This window comes from Lysinibacillus sp. FSL W7-1291, assembly GCF_038593415.1.
Taxonomy (GTDB): domain Bacteria; phylum Bacillota; class Bacilli; order Bacillales_A; family Planococcaceae; genus Lysinibacillus; species Lysinibacillus fusiformis_D.
Map to the genome: position 1 here is coordinate 2,049,815 of NZ_CP151994.1, position 23,032 is coordinate 2,072,846.

General features: G+C 35.9%; 28 protein-coding genes. 23 read left to right on the plus strand and 5 right to left on the minus strand.

Features of this window, described 5'->3' with window-relative positions; all coding sequences use genetic code 11:
• Positions 1-312: 312 nt before the first annotated feature.
• The 3 genes from NST76_RS10010 (at position 313) to NST76_RS10020 (ending at position 1,792) form a co-directional block, all read left to right on the plus strand.
• Positions 313-567 (plus strand): hypothetical protein, encoded by a 255-nt coding sequence (locus NST76_RS10010; RefSeq protein WP_340812693.1) that lies wholly within the window; start codon positions 313-315, stop codon positions 565-567.
• Positions 568-757: 190 nt separating this feature from the next.
• The gene (locus NST76_RS10015) at positions 758-1,153 is read left to right on the plus strand and encodes a pyrimidine dimer DNA glycosylase/endonuclease V (protein WP_036122666.1); all 396 of its coding nucleotides are present in this window, start codon (positions 758-760) and stop codon (positions 1,151-1,153) included.
• Positions 1,154-1,168: 15 nt separating this feature from the next.
• On the plus strand, positions 1,169-1,792 hold the full coding sequence (locus NST76_RS10020) for an HAD family hydrolase (RefSeq protein ID WP_342545131.1): 624 nt from the start codon (positions 1,169-1,171) through the stop codon (positions 1,790-1,792).
• 567 nt (positions 1,793-2,359) lie between these two features.
• On the opposite strand, the gene NST76_RS10025 is transcribed toward NST76_RS10020, so the two are convergent.
• Positions 2,360-2,998 carry a hypothetical protein gene (locus NST76_RS10025; protein ID WP_058843088.1) on the minus strand — a complete coding sequence of 213 codons (639 nt, stop codon included), beginning with the start codon at positions 2,996-2,998 and terminating at the stop codon, positions 2,360-2,362.
• Between the two features lie 231 nt (positions 2,999-3,229).
• Here NST76_RS10025 and NST76_RS10030 point away from each other — a divergent pair, with 231 nt between their 5' ends.
• Positions 3,230-3,997, plus strand: coding sequence for a hypothetical protein (locus NST76_RS10030; RefSeq protein WP_342545133.1), 768 nt, complete (start codon positions 3,230-3,232; stop codon positions 3,995-3,997).
• Between the two features lie 35 nt (positions 3,998-4,032).
• Here the strand turns inward: NST76_RS10030 and NST76_RS10035 are convergent, their stop codons facing one another.
• A complete protein-coding gene (locus tag NST76_RS10035; RefSeq protein ID WP_342545134.1) occupies positions 4,033-4,239 on the minus strand; it encodes a hypothetical protein in 207 nt (68 codons plus the stop codon).
• 195 nt (positions 4,240-4,434) lie between these two features.
• Positions 4,435-4,557 carry a YjcZ family sporulation protein gene (locus NST76_RS10040; RefSeq protein WP_139149510.1) on the minus strand — a complete coding sequence of 41 codons (123 nt, stop codon included), beginning with the start codon at positions 4,555-4,557 and terminating at the stop codon, positions 4,435-4,437.
• Between the two features lie 290 nt (positions 4,558-4,847).
• Here NST76_RS10040 and NST76_RS10045 point away from each other — a divergent pair, with 290 nt between their 5' ends.
• The 9 genes from NST76_RS10045 (at position 4,848) to NST76_RS10085 (ending at position 9,888) form a co-directional block, all read left to right on the plus strand.
• Positions 4,848-5,270, plus strand: coding sequence for a hypothetical protein (locus NST76_RS10045; RefSeq protein WP_340808892.1), 423 nt, complete (start codon positions 4,848-4,850; stop codon positions 5,268-5,270).
• Between the two features lie 171 nt (positions 5,271-5,441).
• Entirely contained in the window at positions 5,442-5,579 is a 138-nt protein-coding gene (locus tag NST76_RS10050; RefSeq protein ID WP_330494037.1) for a hypothetical protein, read from the plus strand.
• A 105-nt stretch (positions 5,580-5,684) separates the two neighbouring features.
• Positions 5,685-6,065, plus strand: a complete 381-nt coding sequence (locus NST76_RS10055) for a hypothetical protein (RefSeq protein WP_342545135.1) — start codon at positions 5,685-5,687, stop codon at positions 6,063-6,065.
• A 936-nt stretch (positions 6,066-7,001) separates the two neighbouring features.
• Complete coding sequence (locus NST76_RS10060; RefSeq protein ID WP_170829801.1) at positions 7,002-7,160, plus strand: hypothetical protein; 159 nt, start codon at positions 7,002-7,004, stop codon at positions 7,158-7,160.
• A 225-nt stretch (positions 7,161-7,385) separates the two neighbouring features.
• Complete coding sequence (locus NST76_RS10065; RefSeq protein ID WP_058843090.1) at positions 7,386-7,673, plus strand: RNA polymerase alpha subunit C-terminal domain-containing protein; 288 nt, start codon at positions 7,386-7,388, stop codon at positions 7,671-7,673.
• Positions 7,674-7,691: 18 nt separating this feature from the next.
• Entirely contained in the window at positions 7,692-8,252 is a 561-nt protein-coding gene (locus tag NST76_RS10070; protein WP_058843091.1) for a DUF4256 domain-containing protein, read from the plus strand.
• Positions 8,253-8,426: 174 nt separating this feature from the next.
• Positions 8,427-8,660: a DUF3953 domain-containing protein gene (locus NST76_RS10075; protein WP_036122630.1), complete on the plus strand. Its 234-nt coding sequence runs from the start codon at positions 8,427-8,429 to the stop codon at positions 8,658-8,660.
• Positions 8,661-9,133: 473 nt separating this feature from the next.
• Positions 9,134-9,331, plus strand: coding sequence for a hypothetical protein (locus tag NST76_RS10080; protein ID WP_036122627.1), 198 nt, complete (start codon positions 9,134-9,136; stop codon positions 9,329-9,331).
• A 125-nt stretch (positions 9,332-9,456) separates the two neighbouring features.
• On the plus strand, positions 9,457-9,888 hold the full coding sequence (locus NST76_RS10085) for a hypothetical protein (RefSeq protein WP_271913226.1): 432 nt from the start codon (positions 9,457-9,459) through the stop codon (positions 9,886-9,888).
• A 200-nt stretch (positions 9,889-10,088) separates the two neighbouring features.
• Here the strand turns inward: NST76_RS10085 and NST76_RS10090 are convergent, their stop codons facing one another.
• Positions 10,089-10,421, minus strand: coding sequence for a hypothetical protein (locus NST76_RS10090; protein WP_342545136.1), 333 nt, complete (start codon positions 10,419-10,421; stop codon positions 10,089-10,091).
• 579 nt (positions 10,422-11,000) lie between these two features.
• On the opposite strand from NST76_RS10090, the gene NST76_RS10095 reads away from it, so the two are divergent.
• From NST76_RS10095 to NST76_RS10120, 6 genes are all read left to right on the plus strand, one after another.
• On the plus strand, positions 11,001-11,132 hold the full coding sequence (locus NST76_RS10095) for a hypothetical protein (protein ID WP_330494035.1): 132 nt from the start codon (positions 11,001-11,003) through the stop codon (positions 11,130-11,132).
• Positions 11,133-11,528: 396 nt separating this feature from the next.
• Positions 11,529-12,572: an Ig-like domain-containing protein gene (locus tag NST76_RS10100; RefSeq protein ID WP_058843093.1), complete on the plus strand. Its 1,044-nt coding sequence runs from the start codon at positions 11,529-11,531 to the stop codon at positions 12,570-12,572.
• Positions 12,573-12,931: 359 nt separating this feature from the next.
• Positions 12,932-13,408 (plus strand): hypothetical protein, encoded by a 477-nt coding sequence (locus tag NST76_RS10105; RefSeq protein ID WP_330494034.1) that lies wholly within the window; start codon positions 12,932-12,934, stop codon positions 13,406-13,408.
• Positions 13,409-13,645: 237 nt separating this feature from the next.
• On the plus strand, positions 13,646-14,077 hold the full coding sequence (locus NST76_RS10110) for a BrxA/BrxB family bacilliredoxin (RefSeq protein WP_036122610.1): 432 nt from the start codon (positions 13,646-13,648) through the stop codon (positions 14,075-14,077).
• Positions 14,065-14,853 (plus strand): class I SAM-dependent methyltransferase, encoded by a 789-nt coding sequence (locus tag NST76_RS10115; protein WP_036122608.1) that lies wholly within the window; start codon positions 14,065-14,067, stop codon positions 14,851-14,853. The genes NST76_RS10110 and NST76_RS10115 overlap by 13 nt, the downstream gene beginning before the upstream one ends.
• Before the next feature lie 746 nt (positions 14,854-15,599).
• Positions 15,600-15,926: a hypothetical protein gene (locus NST76_RS10120; RefSeq protein ID WP_342545137.1), complete on the plus strand. Its 327-nt coding sequence runs from the start codon at positions 15,600-15,602 to the stop codon at positions 15,924-15,926.
• A gap of 169 nt (positions 15,927-16,095) precedes the next feature.
• On the opposite strand, the gene NST76_RS10125 is transcribed toward NST76_RS10120, so the two are convergent.
• Positions 16,096-17,892, minus strand: coding sequence for a UvrD-helicase domain-containing protein (locus NST76_RS10125; protein ID WP_342535656.1), 1,797 nt, complete (start codon positions 17,890-17,892; stop codon positions 16,096-16,098).
• A gap of 714 nt (positions 17,893-18,606) precedes the next feature.
• Between NST76_RS10125 and NST76_RS10130 the strand changes: the two genes are divergently transcribed.
• The 4 genes from NST76_RS10130 to NST76_RS10145 all read left to right on the plus strand — a co-directional run bounded on the left by NST76_RS10130 (position 18,607) and on the right by NST76_RS10145 (position 22,998).
• The gene (locus NST76_RS10130) at positions 18,607-19,410 is read left to right on the plus strand and encodes a nucleotidyl transferase AbiEii/AbiGii toxin family protein (protein ID WP_342545139.1); all 804 of its coding nucleotides are present in this window, start codon (positions 18,607-18,609) and stop codon (positions 19,408-19,410) included.
• Positions 19,411-19,879: 469 nt separating this feature from the next.
• Positions 19,880-20,479, plus strand: a complete 600-nt coding sequence (locus NST76_RS10135) for a hypothetical protein (protein ID WP_342545141.1) — start codon at positions 19,880-19,882, stop codon at positions 20,477-20,479.
• The gene (locus NST76_RS10140; RefSeq protein ID WP_342545143.1) at positions 20,407-21,834 is read left to right on the plus strand and encodes an AraC family transcriptional regulator; all 1,428 of its coding nucleotides are present in this window, start codon (positions 20,407-20,409) and stop codon (positions 21,832-21,834) included. Before NST76_RS10135 ends, NST76_RS10140 begins: the two co-directional genes overlap by 73 nt.
• 576 nt (positions 21,835-22,410) lie before the next feature.
• Positions 22,411-22,998, plus strand: a complete 588-nt coding sequence (locus tag NST76_RS10145) for a hypothetical protein (protein WP_342545144.1) — start codon at positions 22,411-22,413, stop codon at positions 22,996-22,998.
• The last annotated feature ends 34 nt before the right edge of the window (positions 22,999-23,032 follow it).

Below are 23,032 nucleotides of genomic sequence, written 5' to 3' on the forward strand. Positions count from 1 at the left end.
TAATAATTAATTTAATTATTATGAGGAACGTAGGCTTTATTAATATGTCTAAAGTGACGAAAGGCAACAAATATTCATAACTAGCTTTTAGTTTCCTTTAAATCTCGTAATTGTGTAATATATGTAAATAATAACATATTGGTAATGGGCATGGTGAAGAGTTTACTGGCAAAAACAAGCAGAGAGGAACTAATCTATCAATAAAGATTGCTCAGTTGCTGCTATTTGATAGTAAACCAAAAGGAGTTGTTTTAAAGGTTTAATTTAAATCAACGTAGAGTTTCGTTGAATGAAAGAAATCGGGGTGGAGTTGTGAGCGGGATAGATAAACGAAATAGGCTAAACGAAGAACCATTTACTTATCAAATCACAAAAAAAGGGACAATTGTTATTTATTATGAAGGTAAACAAATTAAAATCGTGAAGGAGAACGAGGCTGAGCATCTTCTAGCAAAAATTCATAAAGTGGAGGGTCAAACAAAGGAAATCCAGTTATTGTTAGCTAAAATTACGGGTAATTTTAAGCGTGGTAACGAAAAATCGGGGAAAAATAAAAGAACATTTTGAATGGGGGAATAACTTTTTAATATAAGAATTATGCAAATCTAGTATGAACATTTTTAAGGAAGAAGGTATGGGAGTTAATGAATGCATATAGTTCGACTCGCCATTTGAATCCAATTCCTTGACCTTGCTAATGTAATATTCATAATAAAAACATATTGATAGGATTGATTAATAGGAAGAGGAGAGGCAAATGAGGTTATGGCATGTAGATTTAATCGAGTATTTACCGAAAGGGCAGCTACTTTCACAGTGGAGAGAGCTAAATAGCATATTTGCTAAAGAAGACCAGCATATTTTGATTAATTATGTCTACGAATACCCTAAAGAGGACCTGTATGTGTATAGCGAAAAAGTCATGGAAGAAATGAAGAAGCGCGGTTATCAAATTAGAACATATGAAAAAATGAATCGTTACTTTGATGGCTTGGGACCAGTAAAGGATAGGAAACCGTTTCAACAGCATCATGATAAGGAATATCTTGAAATTTGTTTTTATAATTTAAAAGAGAAATATATTCGTGGTCAGAAGGATTATGCAGAGGAACTATATCAGCAATTATGCATGTATGTAAATAACGTGCTTTAACTAGGAGGAACACTCATGTTGAGAGCGATTATTTTTGATGTAGACGGGACGATTTTGGATACTGAGCAAGCGATTTTACAGTCATTGCAAAGAACGTTACGGGAAGAAACGCAAAAAGAGTATTCATTTGAGGCACTACGATTTGCTTTAGGCATCCCAGGGAAAGATGCCCTACAGAGGCTCAAGGTCGATAACATAGAGGCTGTTCATCAGAAATGGTCTGCGGCGGTTCTTGATTTTTCACACGAGGTGGCCGTCTTTGAAAATCTAGAGGAGGTCATCCAACAGTTAGCAAGAACATCGCTTCAGATGGGTATTGTGACTTCTAAAACAGCTCAAGAGATAGTGGATGAGTTTAATCCGTTTGGGCTAAGTGATTATTTCCAACATATTGTTAGTGCTAGTGATACGGAAAAGCACAAACCACATCCAGAGCCCCTTTTAAAATGTCTGGACACATTGCAGGTAGCTCCAGAAGAGGCTATCTATATTGGCGACTCTATCTATGATTTCCAATGTGCTAAGCAAGCAGGAGCCAAATTTGCCCTTGCCCTCTGGGGAGCCAAAACCACTACTGGATTTAAGAATGCAGATTACGTGCTACAGGAGCCAAAGGATATTTTGACACTCATTAGCTAAGAAAAAACACCCGAACTATGACAAAACACTTAAGGTATGGAGTGTTTTGTCATAATTCGGGATTTTCATTGCTTACAATTCTTTTGTTCCCGTCCCTTCGATTGCTTATGTAAAAATTGGAGAAACCTTTCTTGCGCTTGCTTATTCTTTATCATTCGCTTGACCCGAACATTACTTTGAAGGTATTTTCTGACATGGCGATTCGCAAAAAATAGGCTGCGGTATTGATCATGATGGTAAATGTCGTGAAACCAATCGCAGTGCTGTAGCCTTGCTATATTTTGATCAATTTTTCTTGTATGTAAAGTTGGTTGACCGACATAGGTATTTGATAAGAAATTAATAATAAATTCTAACATAAATCCACATCCCATAATGACGAATAAATTCTATCGTAATGGATGTCGTTGAAGTGTGCAATAGCAAAAAAGATAGAAGGGACACTCGATAGAAGTGCCCCTTAGTAACAAATCGGGAGGTGCCATGTTAAACGAATTCGCTTAACACTACTATTTATATGATAAGATTACTTGGTTTTATAGACCATCATCCTGAGTAAGCTAAAATTTACACTTCGTATCGAAGAATGGCTGTTATCCAGTCTTTTACTAAACGTTCCCGCTGTAGCAGTGAGCTATCTAAAGGAAGAGAAAGACTTTGCAACTCTTTGGGGAGCAAGTGTATTTTGTGACGAATCATTTCATTGTCAGGTGATTCTGTATCGATAAATAAAAGATAGCGTCCGATTAAATCTTCCTTGTACATAGATGGAAAATCAAGAGCTTTTAATACACGTGTAGAAAATTCTACACCATTTAGGTTCACTTCAAAATGTCCCCGCACATTAAATTCACAGCGAATATGTGTACCAGGCAATCGATGTAGCGCTTGGACAAAAGCAGCTAATGTGTTTTCACTGATGAAATAGGTTTCAAAATAGTATTGATTCTCTGTATGAAGATTTGAATTAGCATCATATGTATCATATCTTATTTCTAGTGTGTCTTCTGCTGCGTCAGGTTTTTCCGTAGTGAGGTAATGCCGAACAATTTTTTTAATGGTGTGATGATCTAAGTCACATCCATAGCTGAGAATAGTTACTTGTCTACGTTGTGCTTTGGCGAATAACCACATTTCCAAATGTGCATCATCATTTAAATCCCAGCCATAGCGTGGGTTGTAATGGATACATTTACTTTTGCTCATGGAGTCCTCCTTTTTGCCTTGTCTAATAATATCATAAATAATTTTGTCTAATTTTCCTTATTTTTCTTTTTAAAATGAAACTTTTGGATTTTAAGTCTCGTATAAACTGGAAAATACTTTTTAGGAGGTAAACATGGCACAATCCTTCTATGTACTTTGCTATTAACAGCCTGTACAGCGGAAACCGTTCAACCTAAAGAGCAAATACAAGAAAAAAACGATGAAAATATTGTGGTGACAAAGGATGGTAAAATAACTTTTGAGATTAAGAATGATATCAACGTTCCAAAAGAAAAAGTAGCTATCTTAAAAGATGAAATCCTTACGGCGTATGATAACATTCAGCAATCCATACATACTTCCTATGTGCCATCTGACAAGATAACTATTTATCTTAAAGAAGACGATCAATCATGGGGCTTAGCATCAAAAATCAAGTTAACTGGCGTTAAAGAAGATATATATCCACTTGTCCATGAAATGACACATTCTTTACTTGGTTATGGCAATAATTTTGGATCTGACCATGGCTATTTTACGCAAGAGGGTTTTGCGAGTTATATGGAGGATCAATATGGAAAAAATAAATTATATTTTGAAAAATACATGAAGCATTATATGGATTCAGACAAGTTAATTCCTATTAGTAAGTTAATTGATCCAAATCAAGATGATGCCTATTTTCGCCCAAAACTTTCAAATATAAAAGAGAATCAAATCCTTATGGAGCTGAGCTACACACATACGGCTTCATTTACAAAATATTTAATTGATACCTACGGACTAGAAAAGTTTGAACAGATCTACAATGAGAAAGATTTAGCAAAAAAAGTAGAGGAAGTTTACGGAAAGAATAGCGGTGAGTTAGAAAAGGAGTGGTTAGCATTTATTCAAAATCAAAAAGAATTTACTCATGAGGAAAAATTTAAGTCGGGAAATTTTTATGATATGAATACAACTCTTATTCAATTAGATCTAAAATATTTTGAGAAGGAATAATTTTTTCTAAATCATCAAGCATACCCAAGTGCTCTTTATTTTGAGTTCCTGGGTTTTCTTTTGTATGAATGTGGATGAAATTGTCTATGTACTAAATGAACGCCCTGTAAAATGGACAGGACACCAATGATTCTTAATAATATATTTTTGAGCCATACCGTATCGTCAACCGTAATGGCAATCAACATAGGACCAACCATAATCAATGCGATTCCTAGTAATGCTTTTATTACTCTCAACATGTAGGGTTCACCTCAATTTGCCATTTCAGTTAGGTGGGATATTGTTACAAAGCTAATTCTTCTTCATTATCGCACGTCTGTCTGAAATATAAAAGGGTCACTAGGCTGGTAAAGCGACCCTTATAAAATGGTTAAAATGACTTCACACGGCTTTAGCAGCGTGTAAAAGGGTGTTCTAGGTGCTAGTTGGGATGATTAATACATGAAAGAAGCGCCAACGATAACTAATAAAATGAATAACACGACGATTAATACGAATGTTGATCCGTAATAGCCGCCACCGCCAGAGTCGCCGCCATAATAGCAGCTGTTGTTGATATTACCTACGTTTCCACTGTATCCCACTGAAAATCCCCCCTTTCTACAACATATAATATGTATCGATGCAGAAAGGGGAAATGGTATTTACCCTATGATTGCTTTTTTTCTTTTGATTCGCCAGAGATTCATATGCCAATATAAAACATAAATGGAGGAAAAAACCTTTTTTGTCGAATGACTAATCATTGAAAGAGGGAGAATATGCAACGAAAAAAGTTAAAACAACGAATAATAAACGAATCCTCTGACTGTAAGGCTATCAGAATAGAAGGGAAGGTATAACAATAATGAAATGGTTCATGACAATAGCCGAATGGTTATTCTTTTTTTGTGTGCTGATTTGTCTATTGATTTTCAACATGATTCACTTTGGTAACCTTCTCTATGTGGATATGCCGTGGGAAGAGCCGATGACTGTGACACCCTCCTTTGCTCAGACAGCACTGTTGATCATAGGGATCGGTGTTGTTTGTTTCTTGTATATGAGATATTTAAGAGGCGACAACGTTCATAAAAGGACGAAAGCGGCAATCTGGGGAGGTTTATTTGCTTGTAATGCGTTGGGAGGTGGTTTTTTTATGTTTATACGACATGGACTGCCATTTAATCAGCTCGAAACTATGGAACTTTTATTATCGACTTTGATTAGTTTCATTCTAACCTTTCAGGCTGTTATGAAATATTACGCGTGTAATATGACCGAAAACTGATTGTGTAAAAAGTGAAAGAAAGTGATTAATGGTATTGAAATCGGCTACTGTTTAATTAACACCTCTGTTCTTCTTAAACTTATGGAGCAGAATACTTGAACTAGCAAGTAGCTTTGAAACGTATGTGGTAGTAAGAAACGATAAACCAAGATATAAATGGAGGGAATAGGAATGGATTTAATCATTGGAATAGCTATTGTACTAATTGTGTTTTTCTCTTCAAGCATAATTAAAAAAAGGTTAAAATCGATTGAAAAACAAAACAATCGTGTAATAGAAATACTAGAAGAAATAAGAGATAGAAAATAAATTGATATTCCACTAATGGGGTGTGTTAGTTAAAGTATCATGAGATTGCCATAGGTAATGCTAATTTCTTTTTCAAACAACGCAACCGTTTTAAGGAGGAAGTGAATGACAAAATCTATTCACGATGGTGTGATAGTTGGATACTCAGTAAATTTTCTAGAAAATGAATTGCTAGTACATATCGAAACAATGGCAGATGAAATTGTAACTGTTACATTCGAGAATTACTTAGCGCATGATTTCGACCATGTAATGGCAGGAAGTATTTTATTCGATATTGATGAAATGGATTTGAATACATTTTTCGTAGAGAACAGAGAGCAGTTTGAATCACATAAATTATACGCTTGGCCGATTGGTTACGAAGATACGAATGAACTTGAACAATACTTACAAAAAAATAATTATAAATGCTATGTTATTAGTGCGTCACTAGGATTATCAGGTTATGTATTCGCTAAAACGCAGAAAACCAAAAGAAATTAAGTTGCGTGAGAAAAGCTAGAGCTTGTGAACAATTCTACTTAAACGAACGGATGCTATTGTTAAAGAAAAAATTTTGATACAGTTTTACTATTAACCCCGTTCCTACTTTGAACGGGGGTATGCTTCTTTGAGGTTTTTACATATATACTTTTAGTAAGTCACATTCTACTGAGGATGTGGCCTTTTTTGAAGTCGACAAACTATGAAGTAATAAAATGCTAGATGTGTTTTCTTCCCTTTTTACTGTTGCAGTAAGGAGTTGAATCTTGTTGATAATAATAAGTGTGCTTATTATCATTGATAAGTGCACTTGCTAATTTGATGTATGGATTATGACTAAGGCAACACCAGAGTCAAATTGAGCGTTATATAGTAATGAAAAGGCGGGTTTGTACAGTTTTATAAGAAGGTATTTTTCCATTAAAAGGATATTAGTTAATAAATTATTGGCCAAAGACTAAGTTAAATGACCCAAAGGACAGTACGGATTTTTTATTATGGCAAGTGACACATTACAAAAGAACTCAACAAGGGCGGTTTGACATATGCACAGTTTATACTATTAGCTACATGTGATTACCTCCACACGCACGGAGAGCTCATAAATTAAAAAACTTGCTGAATTCACAAAGTTAAACATCATGATGATTTCAGATAGTGCTAGGACGCTTGAAACTAAAGGCTTTAAACGTAGAAATAAGAATCCTTTAGATAAAGCGTGAAATCTTACTTTCACCCACTGAGGAAGGAGCGAGTCTCATTAAACACCAAAGTTGATGACTAAAATTATTGGATGAAGCGTTGCTCACGGTGATGGCAAATGGTTGAGGCATTACATACAATTTTGACACCTTTCAGGAAGCATGTTATTTGGATATGTTATGATTAAATTTGTGAAGAGATGTAGCATAGTTAAGTGAAACAGGAGGACAGAAGATGGATAACCAATATTTCGCAGGTTGGGGCACATTGGCGTTGATAAATGCGGGGCTTGCACAAGGGAAGAATAGATCGGGGTTAAATTGGTTTTTACTTTCTCTTGTATTAGGTCCATTGGCAACACTCATTTTGTTGTTTGTTGAAAAGAGGCAGTGATACAGTAAAAGCACTATTCTTATGCGAAATAGTGCCTTTTTTGAATCCCTCTATTCTGTTTTCAGAGCCAATGCTATTCAATTTTACTAAAGATATTACATTTTTATTTAAAATGGTGTCGAAACTGAGTATGCAATTAGAAAATGTTAAACATAGTATTGACAATCGAGTTAGAGTTGTAAAGTATGTTAGAATTAGATGCGGGATTTGATGGGAGGACTTAATTTGGCTGCAGAAAAAAAGTTAAAAGTTTGTGAAAAAGGACATACCTTTTACAAAAGCACGGATTGTCCAAGTTGCCCTACATGTGATCAAGAAAATAAACCAACTAGTGGCTTCCTTTCAAAACTTAGTGCACCTGCAAGAAACGCTTTAGTACATGAAGGCATTGATACGTTGGAAAAGCTATCTACGTATACGGAAAAGGACATATTAAAAATACATGGTATTGGACCAGCCTCCTTACCCATTATGAAATCTTCATTGGAAGAAGAAGGCTTGTCATTTAAATAAGCGAGGGGGAAGACAAAGATGACAACGAAGGAATTATCACAAGAGCAACGCGAGGAACTAATCCATACTTTGCAAGTTCGTTTTGAGAAAAATACGTCTCGTCATGAAGGGCTTGACTGGGCTAATGTACAGGCTAAGCTAGAGACTAATATGGAAAAACTAGGGTCGCTCCATGAAATGGAAGCAACGGGCGGTGAACCAGATGTAGTTGGCTATGATGCAAATACAGACGAGTTCATTTTTTATGATTGTTCTGCGGAAAGTCCTAAAGGTCGCAGAAGTTTATGTTACGACCGTGAAGCATGGGAAGCCAGAAAAAATCACAAGCCAGAAAATACGGCGATGGATGTAGCCAAGGATATGGGCATTGAGCTTTTAACAGAAGAGCAATATCGACATCTACAAGAGCTTGGCAAATTCGATTTAAAAACATCGAGCTGGGTACAAACACCCGACAACATTCGAAAACTCGGCGGTGCTATCTTCTGCGACCGTCGCTATGACACGATCTTTATGTATCACAATGGAGCAGAATCCTACTACGCAGCAAGGGGCTTCCGTGGCTCATTACGAGTTTAAGAAATAAAGGCATGTGTTCGATATACGGTCGAGCACATGCCTTTTTCTATGGGAAAGAGGGTTCACCCTAGCCTCTAATGCTGAAAACATAAGGAAACAATATTACATAAGAAGCCTCTCGAACGTCTAGTTATCTTACATTGTATGATAAACTAAAAAAGGGGGTGGAAAGTAATGTTAAATTGTTTGAAAATTATTTTCTCAATCATTGGTATTTCTCTCGCTGCTTATGGACTAATCACCCGTGATTTCCAACTGAATTACCTCATGATATTGTTCTTAGGTTTATTCTTGTTCACTTTAGGCATTCAAGAATGTCAAAAACAGAGAACCGTTTATGGGTGGTTGCTAATCGGGCTATTTTTATTTTCAATTTATGTGTCCATTCAAAGCTTTGTCTTGATTTAACGGAAGAAGTAAGGTTGTTCCAAGAATCAATTAGTTCGATTAAAGTAGGAATCACTTCTTCATTCAAATAATACATATCGTATAAATAAAACCTTCCTTAATCAAATCCTTCCAGTTTATATAATGGTTCTTCATCTGTTTGAAGTTCTATTAAAATGTTGGCGTTTTGCAAGGCATTTTTAATTCGATGTTCACAGCATGTCGTATTTCTTGTCTATTCCCTTCACTATTTGCTCCTTTGTCCCGTCACCATTCATCAGGAAATGCAAACATTGTTACTCTGTTTTCATATTACACCCTACAAGTAATAACAAACTGAATAATAAGAACGTTTTGGTCCTTTTCCATTTGATTATATACATAATGTTGAAATTTTGAATGGACTGACACGATCCTCAGCGTTAGCTAGAGCGTGTAACGAGATGGAGTGATTTATGTTATAATTTACATTAATTACATAAAGAGGTGAGATAATGGGAAATGAAAAGTTAGTTTGCAAGGTTTGCGGTCGAGATACCTTTACAACTGGACAGGTTGGGGGTACGACGAGTCAAGGTAATATAAGACCTATAGGAGCAATAATGGCAGTAGGGTCACCACTTTTGATGACTTTCTGTAAAAACTGTGGGGAAGTAGCTTCCTTTAAAGTGGTAAAACCAGAAAAATTTTAAATAATTGGTGAAAGGACCACTGAATAGAAAGTGACTCTTTTAATATAGTGAAAGTTTCAGATTACCAGATATAATCAGAGAGTCTCAATAAATTTTACTTTCACTAATGGGAGGGAGCAGGCTTAATGATTGAAATAATTTATGATACGAATTTACTCGAAGGTTCATGTTATATCGAGATTTTGCCAGATCAATACAGGGGCGAATGCTGGAATAGTTCTTCTATTTACTTTACCGAAGACAACTTCGGATACATTTTGCCTGCAATCGACAAGCATTACAAGAAATTCGATTATTTTGCTTTCAATGAAATCGAGATGGGTATATGGGATTTAATCAATCAGGAATTGGAAAGAATGAAACAATTTTTAAATAGTAAGCCCAATCCTAATTCATTAAAAGAGGGTATAGGATTTCTATACGGCTATTCAGAGCAGGAGTTCATAGAAAACTATGATACTAATGTCCAACAGCTAATTACCATGATAACGGAATTTCAATCTTGGATCATGCAAAAAAGATCAACAACCCAGTTCATTTCTGTTTTGGGGATCTAATCTATAAGACAGGTGTGAAACGACACCAATTCAAGCATCTCGCCGTTCATTTCTCCTGAAACCCGCACACTTGAGATTGAGTAATTAATTAATCGAGTCATATGTAGGCTATTCAAAGAGGGTTTGAAAATTAGAAATTTCACTTTGTAAATTTAAAAACACCCTCTAATTATTTGGAGGGTGTTTGAACGCTAATAAAATTAGATTGAATGTCGATAAGCGTTTAATGTTGAATTGTGCTTAGTGTTTGATAAAATTTTTTGGAGATTGTATTTCCCCCATGGTCCTAATGTTTTAGCACTAGAGCCTAACAAACCATCCTTAGCAGCACTTTTAAGTGTTTCAATCTGTTTCGCAGAGAGTCTGGAGGTTTTGCCTTCTTCAATAATTTTACTCACACTGTTAATTCTCTCTTGACCCTTTGTAGAGGTGTTATTAGCTTCATTGCCAGTCTGTTTTGTTAACCCATAGTACTTAGATGAAGACCGACGTGCCATTAAATATTGCATGTTTGAAAATTGAGAAGAGATCATAATTGAATTTACTCCTTTCTATTAAATAATTTATGAATCCATTTTGTTATCGAACAAAATCTGGAATAATTTAGTGTCAGTACATATTTTATAGACAAATATGTACATTTATTGAATTGATTTGAGCCTGGGCGTTTTTGTTTTAATGAAAAAGCAATATCGATTGTATAAATTCCATTTTTAGGTGTATGACGACCTTAGATAAAATAACCATCTGTTACACAAAAAAATTTGCATTTCTCTCTAAAGCTCATGAAATTGAATAATAAGTATGTCTTGTGCATTCGTAAAACCTTGCTAAAATATGCTTTGCGAATACATATGAAAGAGGGTAAAAGCATGAATGCTTATGATGAATATAAGCGTTCATGCTTTTTTGTTCATTGGTATATCAACGTTTGTATGGGATAAATGCAGTTTGATTTTGAAAAAATTCACGTAAATACATAGAGACTACTATAAAGAATATACATAAGAAAAACAGTCGTAAATTAGGTTGAAAGATATGCTCCAGAATCTTTCGAGCAACGTGCTATTAAGCTTTATGTATTACATGAACATGTAGTAAGAGTGGAAAAAATGCTGAATGAACTGTGCTTTCGTATAGGTAAACGCAAAGGTACTGATGTGTCGAATATCTTTCGAGGAAAGCAAACAGATGAATTACATGTCATAGCAGTTGAATTGTTTAAAAACTTAAAAAAGGGTTAAGAAGCGAGTGTAAATGGAAATCATGAAGAACTATGCAGATCTAGTAAGTAATAGCAAAATGCAGATTTAATTAATTGAGGAAGACAAAAAGAGGGAAATAAATTGGCAAATACAAATTGGAATCCAGGTTCACCAGCTATGAAAACTGAAACCGAAAACTATATCTGACAGGCTATGAAGGAAGGTATGTTTTACAAAGTGGAATAATGACAATTGATTGTTTTATAGGGTTGGATTTAGCGAAAATAAAGTAAATAGACTAATTAAAATTAAGATGCATTAATAAATTAGATGAAAAAAATGTTGAATTTTGTAATAAAATACATGATAATTATACCTGTTATATTATTTTTTACCAGGATTATTAACCTATTAACATTGATTGGGAGGATTACTATGAAAAAGATTTTAATGATAATATCAGCAGCTATAGCTATATTATTCAGTTTCTCATTTCTAGATATCGAGGGAAACAAAGCTAAAGCTTCTACTGTTGGAGAACAATTAAAAGAACCTGAGTCAGGCTGGCAGAGATTTGATGACACACATTCCGCAATTAAATATACCAATTTTCCATATCTGGGTTTCAAAGTAACCCATGCGTACAAAGGGACTACAAGCTTTAACGCCAGCTACTCAACTCAAGGAGAGGTACGATTTAAATTTAAAGGTAAGAACCTTAGAATTATTACACCTACAGGGGCTCCAGATTATAGAGCAAGTAGTGTAGACATTACTATAGATGGGATTACAGAATCTTTCTCGATGGTATTAAATAATCAATATATGAACCTATCATACGAGAAATTAGGGTTAGATGACACAGTTCATGAAGTAGTTATTGATAATTTCAAAGGAGGAAGAAGTGGATGGTCCTTATTCGGCTTGGATGCTATAGACATTGATGCTGATGGTACACTTATTCATCCAGATACGGAATTAGCTGAATCTCTAAAACTAAACAAAGAAACACTTGAACTAACAATAGGTTCTAGTGAAACTTTAGTAGCAACAATTGAACCAGAAAACACAATAAATAAAAATGTTAAATGGACAAGCGGCGATTCAGAGATTGCTTCAGTTGATGATAACGGCAATGTAATAGGGAAAAAAGCTGGTAAAGTAACGATAACTGCCACGACTACAGATGGAAGTAACTTAACAGCAACAGCTGAGGTTACAGTAAAAGAAACGGAAACAGGGGAAATTGGAACGAGAGCAATTTTAAGACTTACTATGACTAATAAAGATATTCATGAGTATGATTTATCTTTAGCAGAAATTGATCAGTTTATGAATTGGTTAGATGGTCGTGAAGAAGGACAAGGGAAACCGTATTATAAATTTAAATTAAATGTAACGACTGGAAATATTGTTGCAAGAACTGAGTATATTATGTATGACAAAATTGTTAGTTTCACAGTTGATAATTATAAATAATATAGTATTTTACAGTTAGTCTTTCACAGAATTTAATTTGGATATAGTTTATTCAAGCAAATAACAGGTGCTCATTATTAATGGAGTACCTGGTTTTTTATTTACATAAATTAATACTTGTCAAAAGGGAGCGGATGAAGCTGTATGATGAATTATGAACAACAACGATTGCTTCAAATCAGTCCCTACAAAGAAACACCAGTTTAAGAAGTACTATTAGATCAGAAAAAACTATGCGCTCATTTAAAAGGGAGCACTTAGTTTTTATTTGAACTAATATTGGAATATTAAGTAATTAAAAGTATACTATTATAAAATGCTAGTGATGATCTGTTAATAATAAATTGGGAGCGATGAGCATGGTGAACGCTTTAAATTGTCCAAATTGTGCGGCCGTATTCAATCCAAAGGACAGCATTTGTGAATACTGTGGAAGTTACATCATCACATCTGAAGCAAAGCAAGTGACATACGATTTGAAGGAATTTAAAGCTACTTACAAAAAGATTTTCTTCCACGAAATTGAGATGGGTTTAAATGAATTACCAATGCGTTCTGGTCTGGCGAATATCTATTATAGTGCAACTAAATCTGATGGAGGCCGTTTGTTATTAACAAATCAACGTCTTATTTTTTGTGCTCATGTTTTAAACATTAATCCTAATTTATATTGGGAAATTAGTTTAAAGGATGTAGATCGAGTGGAGCTTGTTTTAAATCTTCTTATCTCTCAAAGAATTAAGGTTTTTGATGTGAAAGGTACTGAAACAACCTTTGTCGTTTATGGTGGGAAAAACTGGATAGCTGAAATTGAATGTGCTTTAAACCAAAATTAAATAGAAGTGACCAGGAACTTAATTAATTTTGAACTAGGTCATTTTTTTATTGCAATCACAAACTACACATGATTTAGTTTCATTTTTTAGGTGTGTAACGGCCATTAACCAATACATCATTCGTTACACAAAAAAGTCACACTTCCCCAAAAATCAAACAAAAAGCATGTCTTTGTACATTCACACAAAACCTTGCTATAATAAGCTTTGCGAATACATAGGAAAGAGGGGAAAAGCATGAACGCTTATGATGAATATATGAAGCAGGTTGTGAAGCCGATGCGTGAGGAGCTAGTGGAGGCTGGATTTACGGAGCTGACAACGGCTGATGCAGTGAATGAGTTTATGGCAGAGACGAAGGGGACTTCGTTAGTGGTTATTAACTCGGTATGTGGATGTGCGGCAGGACTTGCTCGTCCAGCAGCGCGCGAGGCAATTGCTGCGGTGAAGCCTGACCATCTTGTGACGGTGTTTGCAGGGCAGGATCCAGAGGCGACTGCAGCAATGCGCGGTTATTTTGAAGAGGTGCCACCGAGCTCACCGTCTATGGCGATTTTAAAGGACGGGGAACTGGCTTACTTTATTCCGCGTGAACAAATTGAGGGATTCCCTGTGGAGCAAATTGTCTCTCATTTAACTGGCGTGTTAGAGCAAACATGCGAGAACTAAAAACGATTGTGACGACAGCGGGCAGACCAGACGAAGTATCGATGGCGCTCGCTGCTTTTGCGTGTCAAACATTAGGTGCTACATTTGAGCCACGGAAAAAGCGCTCTGTTCGTAAGATTTCACAGGAGTTGCAGGCACATGTGATGGTGGCGGGGAAGAATCGCTATGAATATTATGCCTATGGGGCACAGGAGCCCTTTTTCTTTCATCCGAATTCTGCAGCGTTTCGACTAAAGCGTGTTGCTCGTGGTGAGGCAGAGCCCTTTTTGGAAGCGGCACAGCTTCAACAGGGTGATTCGGTGTTGGATTGTACATTAGGTCTTGCGGCAGATGCTATGCTAGCGGCTTATATCGTGGGGGAGATAGGCCATGTAGTAGGGCTGGAAGCAAATCCAAATGTAGCGTTTATTGTCAGTCGGGGGACGCAAACCTATGATACGTCCGAGTTACCATTAACCGCCTGTATGCGACGAATCGAGGTAGTTCAGGCTGAAGCGATTGCTTATTTAAAAACCTTGCCAGACAAGGCTTTTGATGTGGTCTATATGGACCCGATGTTTGAAGAGGTCATCGAAGAGGCGAATAATTTTCAGGCGTTACGGCTCGCGGGTGAGCATGTTACATTAACGGATGAATGGGTCTATGAGGCCAAGCGTGTAGCGAAAAAGCGGGTGGTATTAAAGGCACATTTTCGTTCAGAGTGGTTTGCACAGTACGGTTTCCAGCAATTGACGAGAGTAACCGCGAAGTTTCATTATGGTGTGCTAGAAGTCTGACCGAGCTCCAATAGATATAGAATATATGACAAAAGATGTCCAACCGTTCGAAATGTCTGACTTGGGCATCTTTTGTCATTTTAATTTTTGCGGAAGTGAAGTAGTAGAGGACATTATAATGCATCAGAATATCTGAAATGTGTGAGTGCTACTGAATATTGCTCTCCATGATCCTCGGATAGAGCAAGCCTTTCAACAATTTTAGCTTGCGCAAATTTTCCATTAAGTTTTTTTGTTGAGATGGTTATTTATGAAGGCTTAAAAAAGTTTATAATAGAATATATAAAAGCTTATGGAGGGATTGTGATGGAATTGAAGACATGTCCAAATTGTAATAGTCAGAACATTCTTAAGGGTATTATTCGAGCTGTTCATGCTCCGCTCCACATGTTTCCAGAAGAATCATTTAAAAAAAATGCACCGCTTAATTCTCATCTAGGAAATTCCTCTAAAATAACCTCATACTATTGTCAAGATTGCGGTTATATTTTAGGCGCATTTGTAGATGAACCGAACAAACTTGTTAAATAAGTTAAGGTTAAGAATGAAACTTTTTATGAAAATCTTAGCTATAAAGAAAACTTCACTATTCGGGGCTTTTTGTTCATTTCACAAAAAATCTCATTATACTAAAATATACGAAATGAAGAACGGGAGAAATTAGCATTTCGTAATACTAGTTCACTAACTGACATTAGGCTTGATAATATGGGCAGTTCATTTGGGGGTATTTTTGGAAACAAACAGTGATGGTATCGCCATTCGTGGATTTACAAAATCATTGGCTGTTGGCAATTCTCGTCTTTGCCCTCAATATTTTTGGCTATTATTTAGTCGGCTGGCTGATTGGTGCAGGGTTTTATCGCTATGGCGGCTTGTTTGGTCTAGCTTTTATAATCATGGCTTTAGTTATTGTTTTGGTACAGGCTGTTTTAGTAAGGGCTGTACTTGGTTTGCCATTAAACTCAGCGATTGTATCGTTTGATGTGCCTGCTGTGATTGCAGCCATAGGGATTTTAACAGTCATCAGCCTCGATCCGTCAACTAACAAAAGGGTTGTCATTAAAATGTAGAGTGGAAATGGAGTATGCAATAATAAAATCAGTATGCTAGGTGACATGTCCTACCATACTGATTTTTTGTCATATATCATGATGTGTATGTTGTATATAAATTTCCAATGTTTATCTACTTATAAACTGGCTTTTTTACAGAAATCACAGGTATTTGAGATTGTTCGATTTACTGAACAGGCACTGTTTGTTGAAGTAGAACTTTCATTTCCTGTGCATAGGATTCTTGATGGAAGTTTTCAGCGTGAATGTACAATTGTTCAGAGGCTCTTGTGATACCTACATACATAGTTTTTCGATATTTTAATGCTTCTTCTTTTACAGAAGTAGAGATAAATCGATCTGTATCCAATAAAAATACGATCGGAGCTTCTAATCCTTTTGCTGATTGATAAGTTGTCACAATAATTTTATGCTCAGTGGATGCTTTTTTATTTAATGATTCCGCTTTTGCTTGTAACACCTTTGGAAGTGTTTGGATGAAAGTGTTAGCTCTCTGCCAGTCTTTACAGAGTACCATTATTTCATTTGGATTATAGCCAGCTTTATAAATCAATTCCTCAATTTTTATGGCTACCTCTTCAAGTTCTCCTTCAATCATCTCGATGCCATTTTCAACCGAATTTTCATACTCAATTTCCTTCATAGGGCAATAAAATTTTTCTACCTCGGCTTTTAATTTTTCATCTACACTTAAAAATTGTAGAGCTAAATCAATATGCTCATTGGCTGAACGATAGGCTTTTTTTAGTAATTTACTTCTGCCGCGCATGTCTAAAATAGGGTCAATTTCTGTCCAAGGTGTATCTGTTGAACGGTAGAGACCTTGTAAGCGATCGCCAGCTAAAAATAAATTAATGCTGTTTTTTTCTTCTTTTTTACTATCAATAGTTTTAAAAGTCTTACAGCTTTGAATGGCTAAACGAATCCAATCGTCTAAAAAATCTTGGTATTCATCAATTAAAATTGCATCATACATCGGTTTAGCTTTTTGTAGAGACAAACTTGGCAAATCATAGTCCCACCATTTTTGCTGTTCATCACCAGATAGTTTTGGGATAGAGACATGTGCTATATCTAATGCAAACTTGTGGAAGGTACTGATTTCAATATTTTCAATATGTATATCTAAAAATGATAAATTTTCTGCTAAGCTTTTTACTTTTTGTTCTAGTTTTGTAGCTAAACTTCTATTGTATGTTAAAACGCGTATTTTCCAATCTGGGTTTTCTCTGATCAAATGAATTGCTCTTGCTAAAAGCATAACTGTTTTTCCACTGCCAGGTACTCCCGTCACCATATAATGACCGTATGAAATATTTTTAGCAAATCGTTCTTGCTCAGCATCTAATGCAGCAATTAGTTCCTGCGTGTGGTTTTCACTTGTAGAGAGAATTTGAATCTCTGGGAAGATAATTGCTCTGAGCATCTTTAAATACATAGGGCTCAAAGGCTTAATTTCTGAAAATAAGTCTGATATTTCTAAACCGTTAAAATCCTCCGATAATAGATAGTGTGCAGGTTTCTGATTAAAAACATCTGCTAAGCGATTTTCTTCAAAGGCAGCTCTTTTTAAATGAGGCAAAATAGCAAAGGAAGAGAGCTTCACATCTAGTTCACCTTGCGTGTTGTATAATCTATCATCCATTGAAAATAAGCCTTCCAGAGATTTATAATATTGACCAGCTTTAAATACTGGATTATCTAGTTTTTCGCCATTGATATTTTTAATTTCTAGACGAGTCCAAGAGGCAAGGTAGTCAATACTCCAGTCCTTCACTTCTAAAATACTTACTCCTCTTAAACAATCAATTAGAATAAAATCTGGAATAAGATTTTTAATCTTGGGTTGAATATAGAGGTAGGCATCACTTTGTTGTGCTTTATATAAATTTTTAATCTTATTGAGCACACTGCGCTCGCCCTTAGTTAATGTAGGAAGATCATTTGGTATGATATGTAGCAAAATATATTAACCTCCAAATATTAGTGTGTTATACAATATTTATAATACACTATATATTGTAAAAAACAACAACTTTAGTCTTGTGGTAAAAAAGTATTATTATAAGCTAAAACATTGGTTATTTAAAATATGATCCTTTCTAAAGAGGAATTTTTATGAGTCTTTAGGTATATGAATTAGAAAGAGTAAAGAGTGAAAAAAGAGTGTGAAATTGTATTTTGTATAAAATATTTTACTTATTTAATTCACTGTGCTATAATAAGAGACGTGCTATTTTAGGTAGCATATTTCTGTAATCTGGCATTCTGCTTTTTGTTTTTGTAGATACTTATTCACACTGGCGCATGCTTTGGGGCTGCAAGGACGCAAAAGATGGTAGGGTTTGCGTTGCTTAAGTTAGAAGGCACACAGTGGAATTTTACCGCGGTGATGAAACGAATCTGGTTTCAAGATAATATTCCCCAGACGATTGGGTTGAGACTTTTACAATTTACGAGAATGTTACCTATAAATACTAAAGGGGTAGTTTCGCAATAGCGAGGCTGCCCCTTGTCTAATTTTCCCAGCCTGTCGTCCCTAGCTACGACAGGCTTTTTTGGTATACATTACCGTTTACTCTATACCTTAAATAAGTGATAATAAAAGCATGAATTTTAGTAAGAATCTAAATTCCGACATGAAAAAACTGAAAAATCAAAAAGGTGAGGGATATTTATGGAAACAATGAGCACACAATCCACGAATGTGTTTACACAAATAACAGAAATGGCTGCAGCACGGCAAGAAAATAGGGAACAGCTAGTATTCCTTTATTGTCAAGAAAGGCTCCTTTATCGTTTATCTGTCTCATCATATAACGATCAATTTTACTTAGCAGGGGATTTATTATTATTTGCATTAACAGAGGGACTGGTGAAGCCCACAAAAGAAATCACACTGCTAGCGAAGCCGAGTGCTCATCAACAGGAAATAGTGAAAAAAGCATTGAAAGAAATTTGTTCGATTGCAGTACCAGAGGATGGCATTGAGTGGAACGCAGAAAAAATAGAGAGTGCTTTAACAGAAGACGGTATTCATTTCACAATACCAGCTACATTAGGCCAAACAACAACATACATAGAAGTAAGAATAACCTATAAAGAAAGTGTGCCAGTGACACCGAAAACCATTATGTTTCCAACCTTACTAGCCAGCAAGGTGGCTGTGCTTTATACATATCCAACGGAATTCGTGATAGCACAAAAATTTATAGAAATGTATCAATATCCAGCCTTAGAGAAAACATCAAAAGCAATGTTGGAAGTCAATCAACTGTTGCAAACCCAAAACATAGAAGGACGTATCTTACAGGCGTATATAGAAGCATTATTTGAGCGCCATCATTTTACAATTGAGCTAAACACTACACTTGAATTAACAGGCGTACTAAAACAATTTTTCAGCCCAATTCATGAAGTGCTATTGGCTGAGCATGAATTTTTCCAGCAGTGGCACTTTGACAATCAGGCTTGGCAATAACGATAGAAACCCGCGGACATTATGTTGTTCGCGGGTTTCTGCATAGTATGAGTAGTTATATGGGAATAGAATAAACATTTTTAGTTATCATCTAACGCATCAATGCATTAAGAAGTAGACATTATAAACTAAAAAGGAGAGCGGATTTATCTATTATGACTGATGAATTTTCTCTTCTAGAATCACAAAGGGATTAGGTGAAGAATAGGATAAAGCTGGCTAGCTTATGTGTTCAAGAGATTGTTCAAACAGGCGAATTGCTGTGCAGCCGACAAAAAATATGTCTGAGGCGGGGAAAATTTTGCAAGAGGTATAGTTAGATAAAGTATTTTTGCTTGCCTTGACATCCTCAAATAGTATTTGTTATGTTGTAAATCTGAATGAGAATGATAATCATTGAAGCTGTATGATCTATGGGAAGGAGCAATCTAATGGACAGGATCAATAATGTTCATTTCGTGGCAATATTATGAATATAAGCGAAGAAATTCAACTGTGGAATCAAGTCGTCATTCGTGTACTGGACATTCGGGTAAAACGACTTGGGCGTGGTGACGAAATTCGTAATTATGTAACACCAGCAAGCACGTTTATGTTTGTGGCAAATGGACGGGCTGAGCTGTGGGTAAACGATGAAGTATGGCTATCCGAACGGTTTCATTTAATACATATCGGCAAGGGGCAGCGGATAACGGTTCAATCTATTGACTTTCTTGACATCTACATGATTTTATACAATGCTTCTTTGCCAGCTTCAGCATTGCGGGAGTTTCATATGATGATGCAAACAGACAATCCATTTATGAAAAGTTGGGCAGTGTCGCCATCCGAACCGCTCGTTATGTTGGAGAGGCTAGAAACAATGTTGAGCGATTGGCAACAAATAGATAATGGGCAGATAGACAAAGAGAAAGACATGAAGGATATCCATGAATTAAGAAGATTGAAGGTAAGGGGGAGTTCATCCGTTTCGTCCATGCAGCGTTACAGGAGCGGATGGAGCTTGCACACGCCCCAACGTTGGCTGAACAAGTTGTCCGCTATATCGCAAGGAATTATCGTGGAATGATTTCCATGGAGCAGTTGGCCCATCAAATGAATTACACCCCACAGTATGTTTCAAGGAAATTTAAAGAGCAGATGGGATGCAGCCCACTTGATTATACGATTCGATTACGCATAGACTTGGCACGAAATTTGCTGTGTGATACCGAAGCGACGCTACAAGAAATTGCTGCTTATGTTGGTTATCCAGACACAGTCTATTTTAACCGTATGTTTAAGAAACAAACAGGTATAACTCCAGGGGAATATCGCAGGCAATACCAGTTTGTAGGTTCGAAAGATACTATGAATTGGACAGATTTGTCCATTGTTGCTCCACATCCAGCCATGTATCATTTAAACGGTAATGATATTCATTATCAATTAATGTTAGATGGAGGAAATGATATGGCAATGAGTAAAAAAAATATGTTAGCGATGACACTATTGTGTCTAACAATGGTTACATCGGCATGCGGGACATCATCAGAAGGGACAAAGGGAACTAGTGGCGCAGCCAAATCTGATCAATTGAATGCAGAAGCACCTGCCAATATCGAAATGCGAACAATTAAGACCGCTCTCGGAGATGTGGAAGTGCCTGCGCATCCACAACGTGTAGCAGCATCGGCATTTTTAGGTACCGTGTTGGCACTAGACGTCCAACCAGTGGCATCTGATTTTTTATTGATGGAAAGTCCGTATTTAGAAGGGATGCTTGACGGTGTCACTAATGTGGGAGATTCGCTTGAAGCACTGGTTGATTTGAAACCAGATTTAATCATTACAAATATTAATAAAGAAGAAACAGTGGACAAATATTCGCTCATCGCGCCAACAGTGGCTATGCCTTATAATAGCTTTGAAAGTATTCAGGAGGAAATGCGATATTTCGGTGATTTATTAGACAAAAAGGATGTCGCTGAACAATGGATTACCGATTTTGAGAGTCGCACAAGTAAGTTACATGATGAAGTTCAAGCTGTACTTGATGAGGGAGAGACCGTCTCCATCATGCAGGAGTATGATGGAAAGGTATTCTTATTCGGGCCGAAGTCTGGACGAGGTGGGCGAATCATGTATGAAATATTGGGCGCGAATCCACCTGCTACGATTCCCGAACATATGCTAGCTGAATCATTTTATGAATTTTCACTGGAATTGCTTCCTGAATATACTGGAGATTATTTGGTTTTAACAACAGAATCGACATTGGAGGAACTACAGGCTGATCCGATTTGGGGTAACCTGCCTGCGATTCGCGATGGAAAAGTATTCTTGTGGACTGAAAGCCAGTCATGGTTTCGAGACCCAATTGCTGTAGAAGGGCAAATAGACAATTTAGCTAATTGGATTTTGGAAGCTGCCAAAACAAAATAAATATTGTAGTGTAAGAACTGACTTACTTAGGCCAAGTAGCTGAAAAATATTGTCTTCTTCATCATCTCGTTTTTCCTCTATTATTTACAATGAATTTAATCCCTTTACAGATTCCTAACAAGGCTCTAGAAAGCAACCGATTAAAAGTTGCTTTCTAGAGCCTTCCCTTGTCACAATTTCCTATGTATAGATACCTCGTCTGCTTTTTGCAAATTTCTTACGAACGTATGATGATAGGTAAAAATTAATAAATTGTGACAATTGATACTACCATCAATCATTTTATTGCATCCTTCTGCCCTAAATACAAAATAAACAATATATTTAGGGAAAGCAACGATTAAAAAACGATGAAAAACAATCCATATGTCTTTATAAAAGATAGTTTAAACCCTTTTTTGTGAAAATTAGTGACATTTAATATGATATGTACATTAGATAATCTATGAACGCCCCTAGCCAAAAGATCAAAAGTGTACACACTCATGGGTGATGGCGCGTTGTATGGATACGGTTAACGTTCATAAATGGGATAGTATAATCAGAAGTTCTATAGTATAGGAGGTCAAATGAAAAATGAATATTAACAACGTAAAAGGAATGATGAATTACAATAATGTATTACATGGTACAAATAATAAGTCTAAGTTCAATAGTATCTCGAATCAATTTAATCATTTCAAAGATGCAGTAGAACTCTCTAGTACAGGGAAAACAGTGATGGAAACACTTGATAAGGGCACAGCAATCAAAACGACACTTTATGTAGATTCCTATACCTATAACCAAATTTTAAACTACACTACCAATAATCCTGAATGTCAATGGAGTGAAATGGGCTTTGATGGTGAAAAACGTTGGGTTGTTGTGAATGGACAACGTTTTGAGTGTCCATTAAGCGAAAAAGAAAAAGCAGCTAGAAAAAGGGCGCAACTTACACTTTTAGATTACATGGAGGAACATCGATTACAGAAGGAGAAGACTATGCTAAAACATAAAAAATATGAGCAAATAGACATTGATTTTACCGGTACATCTAATGCTAGTATTCTTGGAATTGATCCTAAAATCGATCATTTATTGAGCAATGAAAAAGCAATAAACATGCTTAAAGATATTTCTAAATATACAAATGGAAAGATCTCTTTATCGTCTAATATATAATTACTTTTTTAGACCGAATTGTAATTTAGGTAAT

What these genes read in the sequence shown, in the direction of transcription:
- NST76_RS10015 (WP_036122666.1), top strand. Translation starts at nt 758, where the DNA reads ATGAGGTTATGGCATGTAGATTTAATCGAGTATTTACCGAAAGGGCAG.
- NST76_RS10020 (WP_342545131.1), top strand. Translation starts at nt 1,169, where the DNA reads ATGTTGAGAGCGATTATTTTTGATGTAGACGGGACGATTTTGGATACT.
- NST76_RS10025 (WP_058843088.1), bottom strand. Translation starts at nt 2,998, where the DNA reads ATGAGCAAAAGTAAATGTATCCATTACAACCCACGCTATGGCTGGGAT.
- NST76_RS10035 (WP_342545134.1), bottom strand. Translation starts at nt 4,239, where the DNA reads ATGTTGAGAGTAATAAAAGCATTACTAGGAATCGCATTGATTATGGTT.
- NST76_RS10045 (WP_340808892.1), top strand. Translation starts at nt 4,848, where the DNA reads ATGAAATGGTTCATGACAATAGCCGAATGGTTATTCTTTTTTTGTGTG.
- NST76_RS10050 (WP_330494037.1), top strand. Translation starts at nt 5,442, where the DNA reads ATGGATTTAATCATTGGAATAGCTATTGTACTAATTGTGTTTTTCTCT.
- NST76_RS10055 (WP_342545135.1), top strand. Translation starts at nt 5,685, where the DNA reads ATGACAAAATCTATTCACGATGGTGTGATAGTTGGATACTCAGTAAAT.
- NST76_RS10060 (WP_170829801.1), top strand. Translation starts at nt 7,002, where the DNA reads ATGGATAACCAATATTTCGCAGGTTGGGGCACATTGGCGTTGATAAAT.
- NST76_RS10070 (WP_058843091.1), top strand. Translation starts at nt 7,692, where the DNA reads ATGACAACGAAGGAATTATCACAAGAGCAACGCGAGGAACTAATCCAT.
- NST76_RS10075 (WP_036122630.1), top strand. Translation starts at nt 8,427, where the DNA reads ATGTTAAATTGTTTGAAAATTATTTTCTCAATCATTGGTATTTCTCTC.
- NST76_RS10080 (WP_036122627.1), top strand. Translation starts at nt 9,134, where the DNA reads ATGGGAAATGAAAAGTTAGTTTGCAAGGTTTGCGGTCGAGATACCTTT.
- NST76_RS10085 (WP_271913226.1), top strand. Translation starts at nt 9,457, where the DNA reads ATGATTGAAATAATTTATGATACGAATTTACTCGAAGGTTCATGTTAT.
- NST76_RS10090 (WP_342545136.1), bottom strand. Translation starts at nt 10,421, where the DNA reads ATGATCTCTTCTCAATTTTCAAACATGCAATATTTAATGGCACGTCGG.
- NST76_RS10095 (WP_330494035.1), top strand. Translation starts at nt 11,001, where the DNA reads ATGCTGAATGAACTGTGCTTTCGTATAGGTAAACGCAAAGGTACTGAT.
- NST76_RS10100 (WP_058843093.1), top strand. Translation starts at nt 11,529, where the DNA reads ATGAAAAAGATTTTAATGATAATATCAGCAGCTATAGCTATATTATTC.
- NST76_RS10105 (WP_330494034.1), top strand. Translation starts at nt 12,932, where the DNA reads ATGGTGAACGCTTTAAATTGTCCAAATTGTGCGGCCGTATTCAATCCA.
- NST76_RS10110 (WP_036122610.1), top strand. Translation starts at nt 13,646, where the DNA reads ATGAACGCTTATGATGAATATATGAAGCAGGTTGTGAAGCCGATGCGT.
- NST76_RS10115 (WP_036122608.1), top strand. Translation starts at nt 14,065, where the DNA reads ATGCGAGAACTAAAAACGATTGTGACGACAGCGGGCAGACCAGACGAA.
- NST76_RS10130 (WP_342545139.1), top strand. Translation starts at nt 18,607, where the DNA reads ATGGAAACAATGAGCACACAATCCACGAATGTGTTTACACAAATAACA.
- NST76_RS10135 (WP_342545141.1), top strand. Translation starts at nt 19,880, where the DNA reads ATGAATATAAGCGAAGAAATTCAACTGTGGAATCAAGTCGTCATTCGT.
- NST76_RS10140 (WP_342545143.1), top strand. Translation starts at nt 20,407, where the DNA reads ATGGAGCTTGCACACGCCCCAACGTTGGCTGAACAAGTTGTCCGCTAT.
- NST76_RS10145 (WP_342545144.1), top strand. Translation starts at nt 22,411, where the DNA reads ATGAATATTAACAACGTAAAAGGAATGATGAATTACAATAATGTATTA.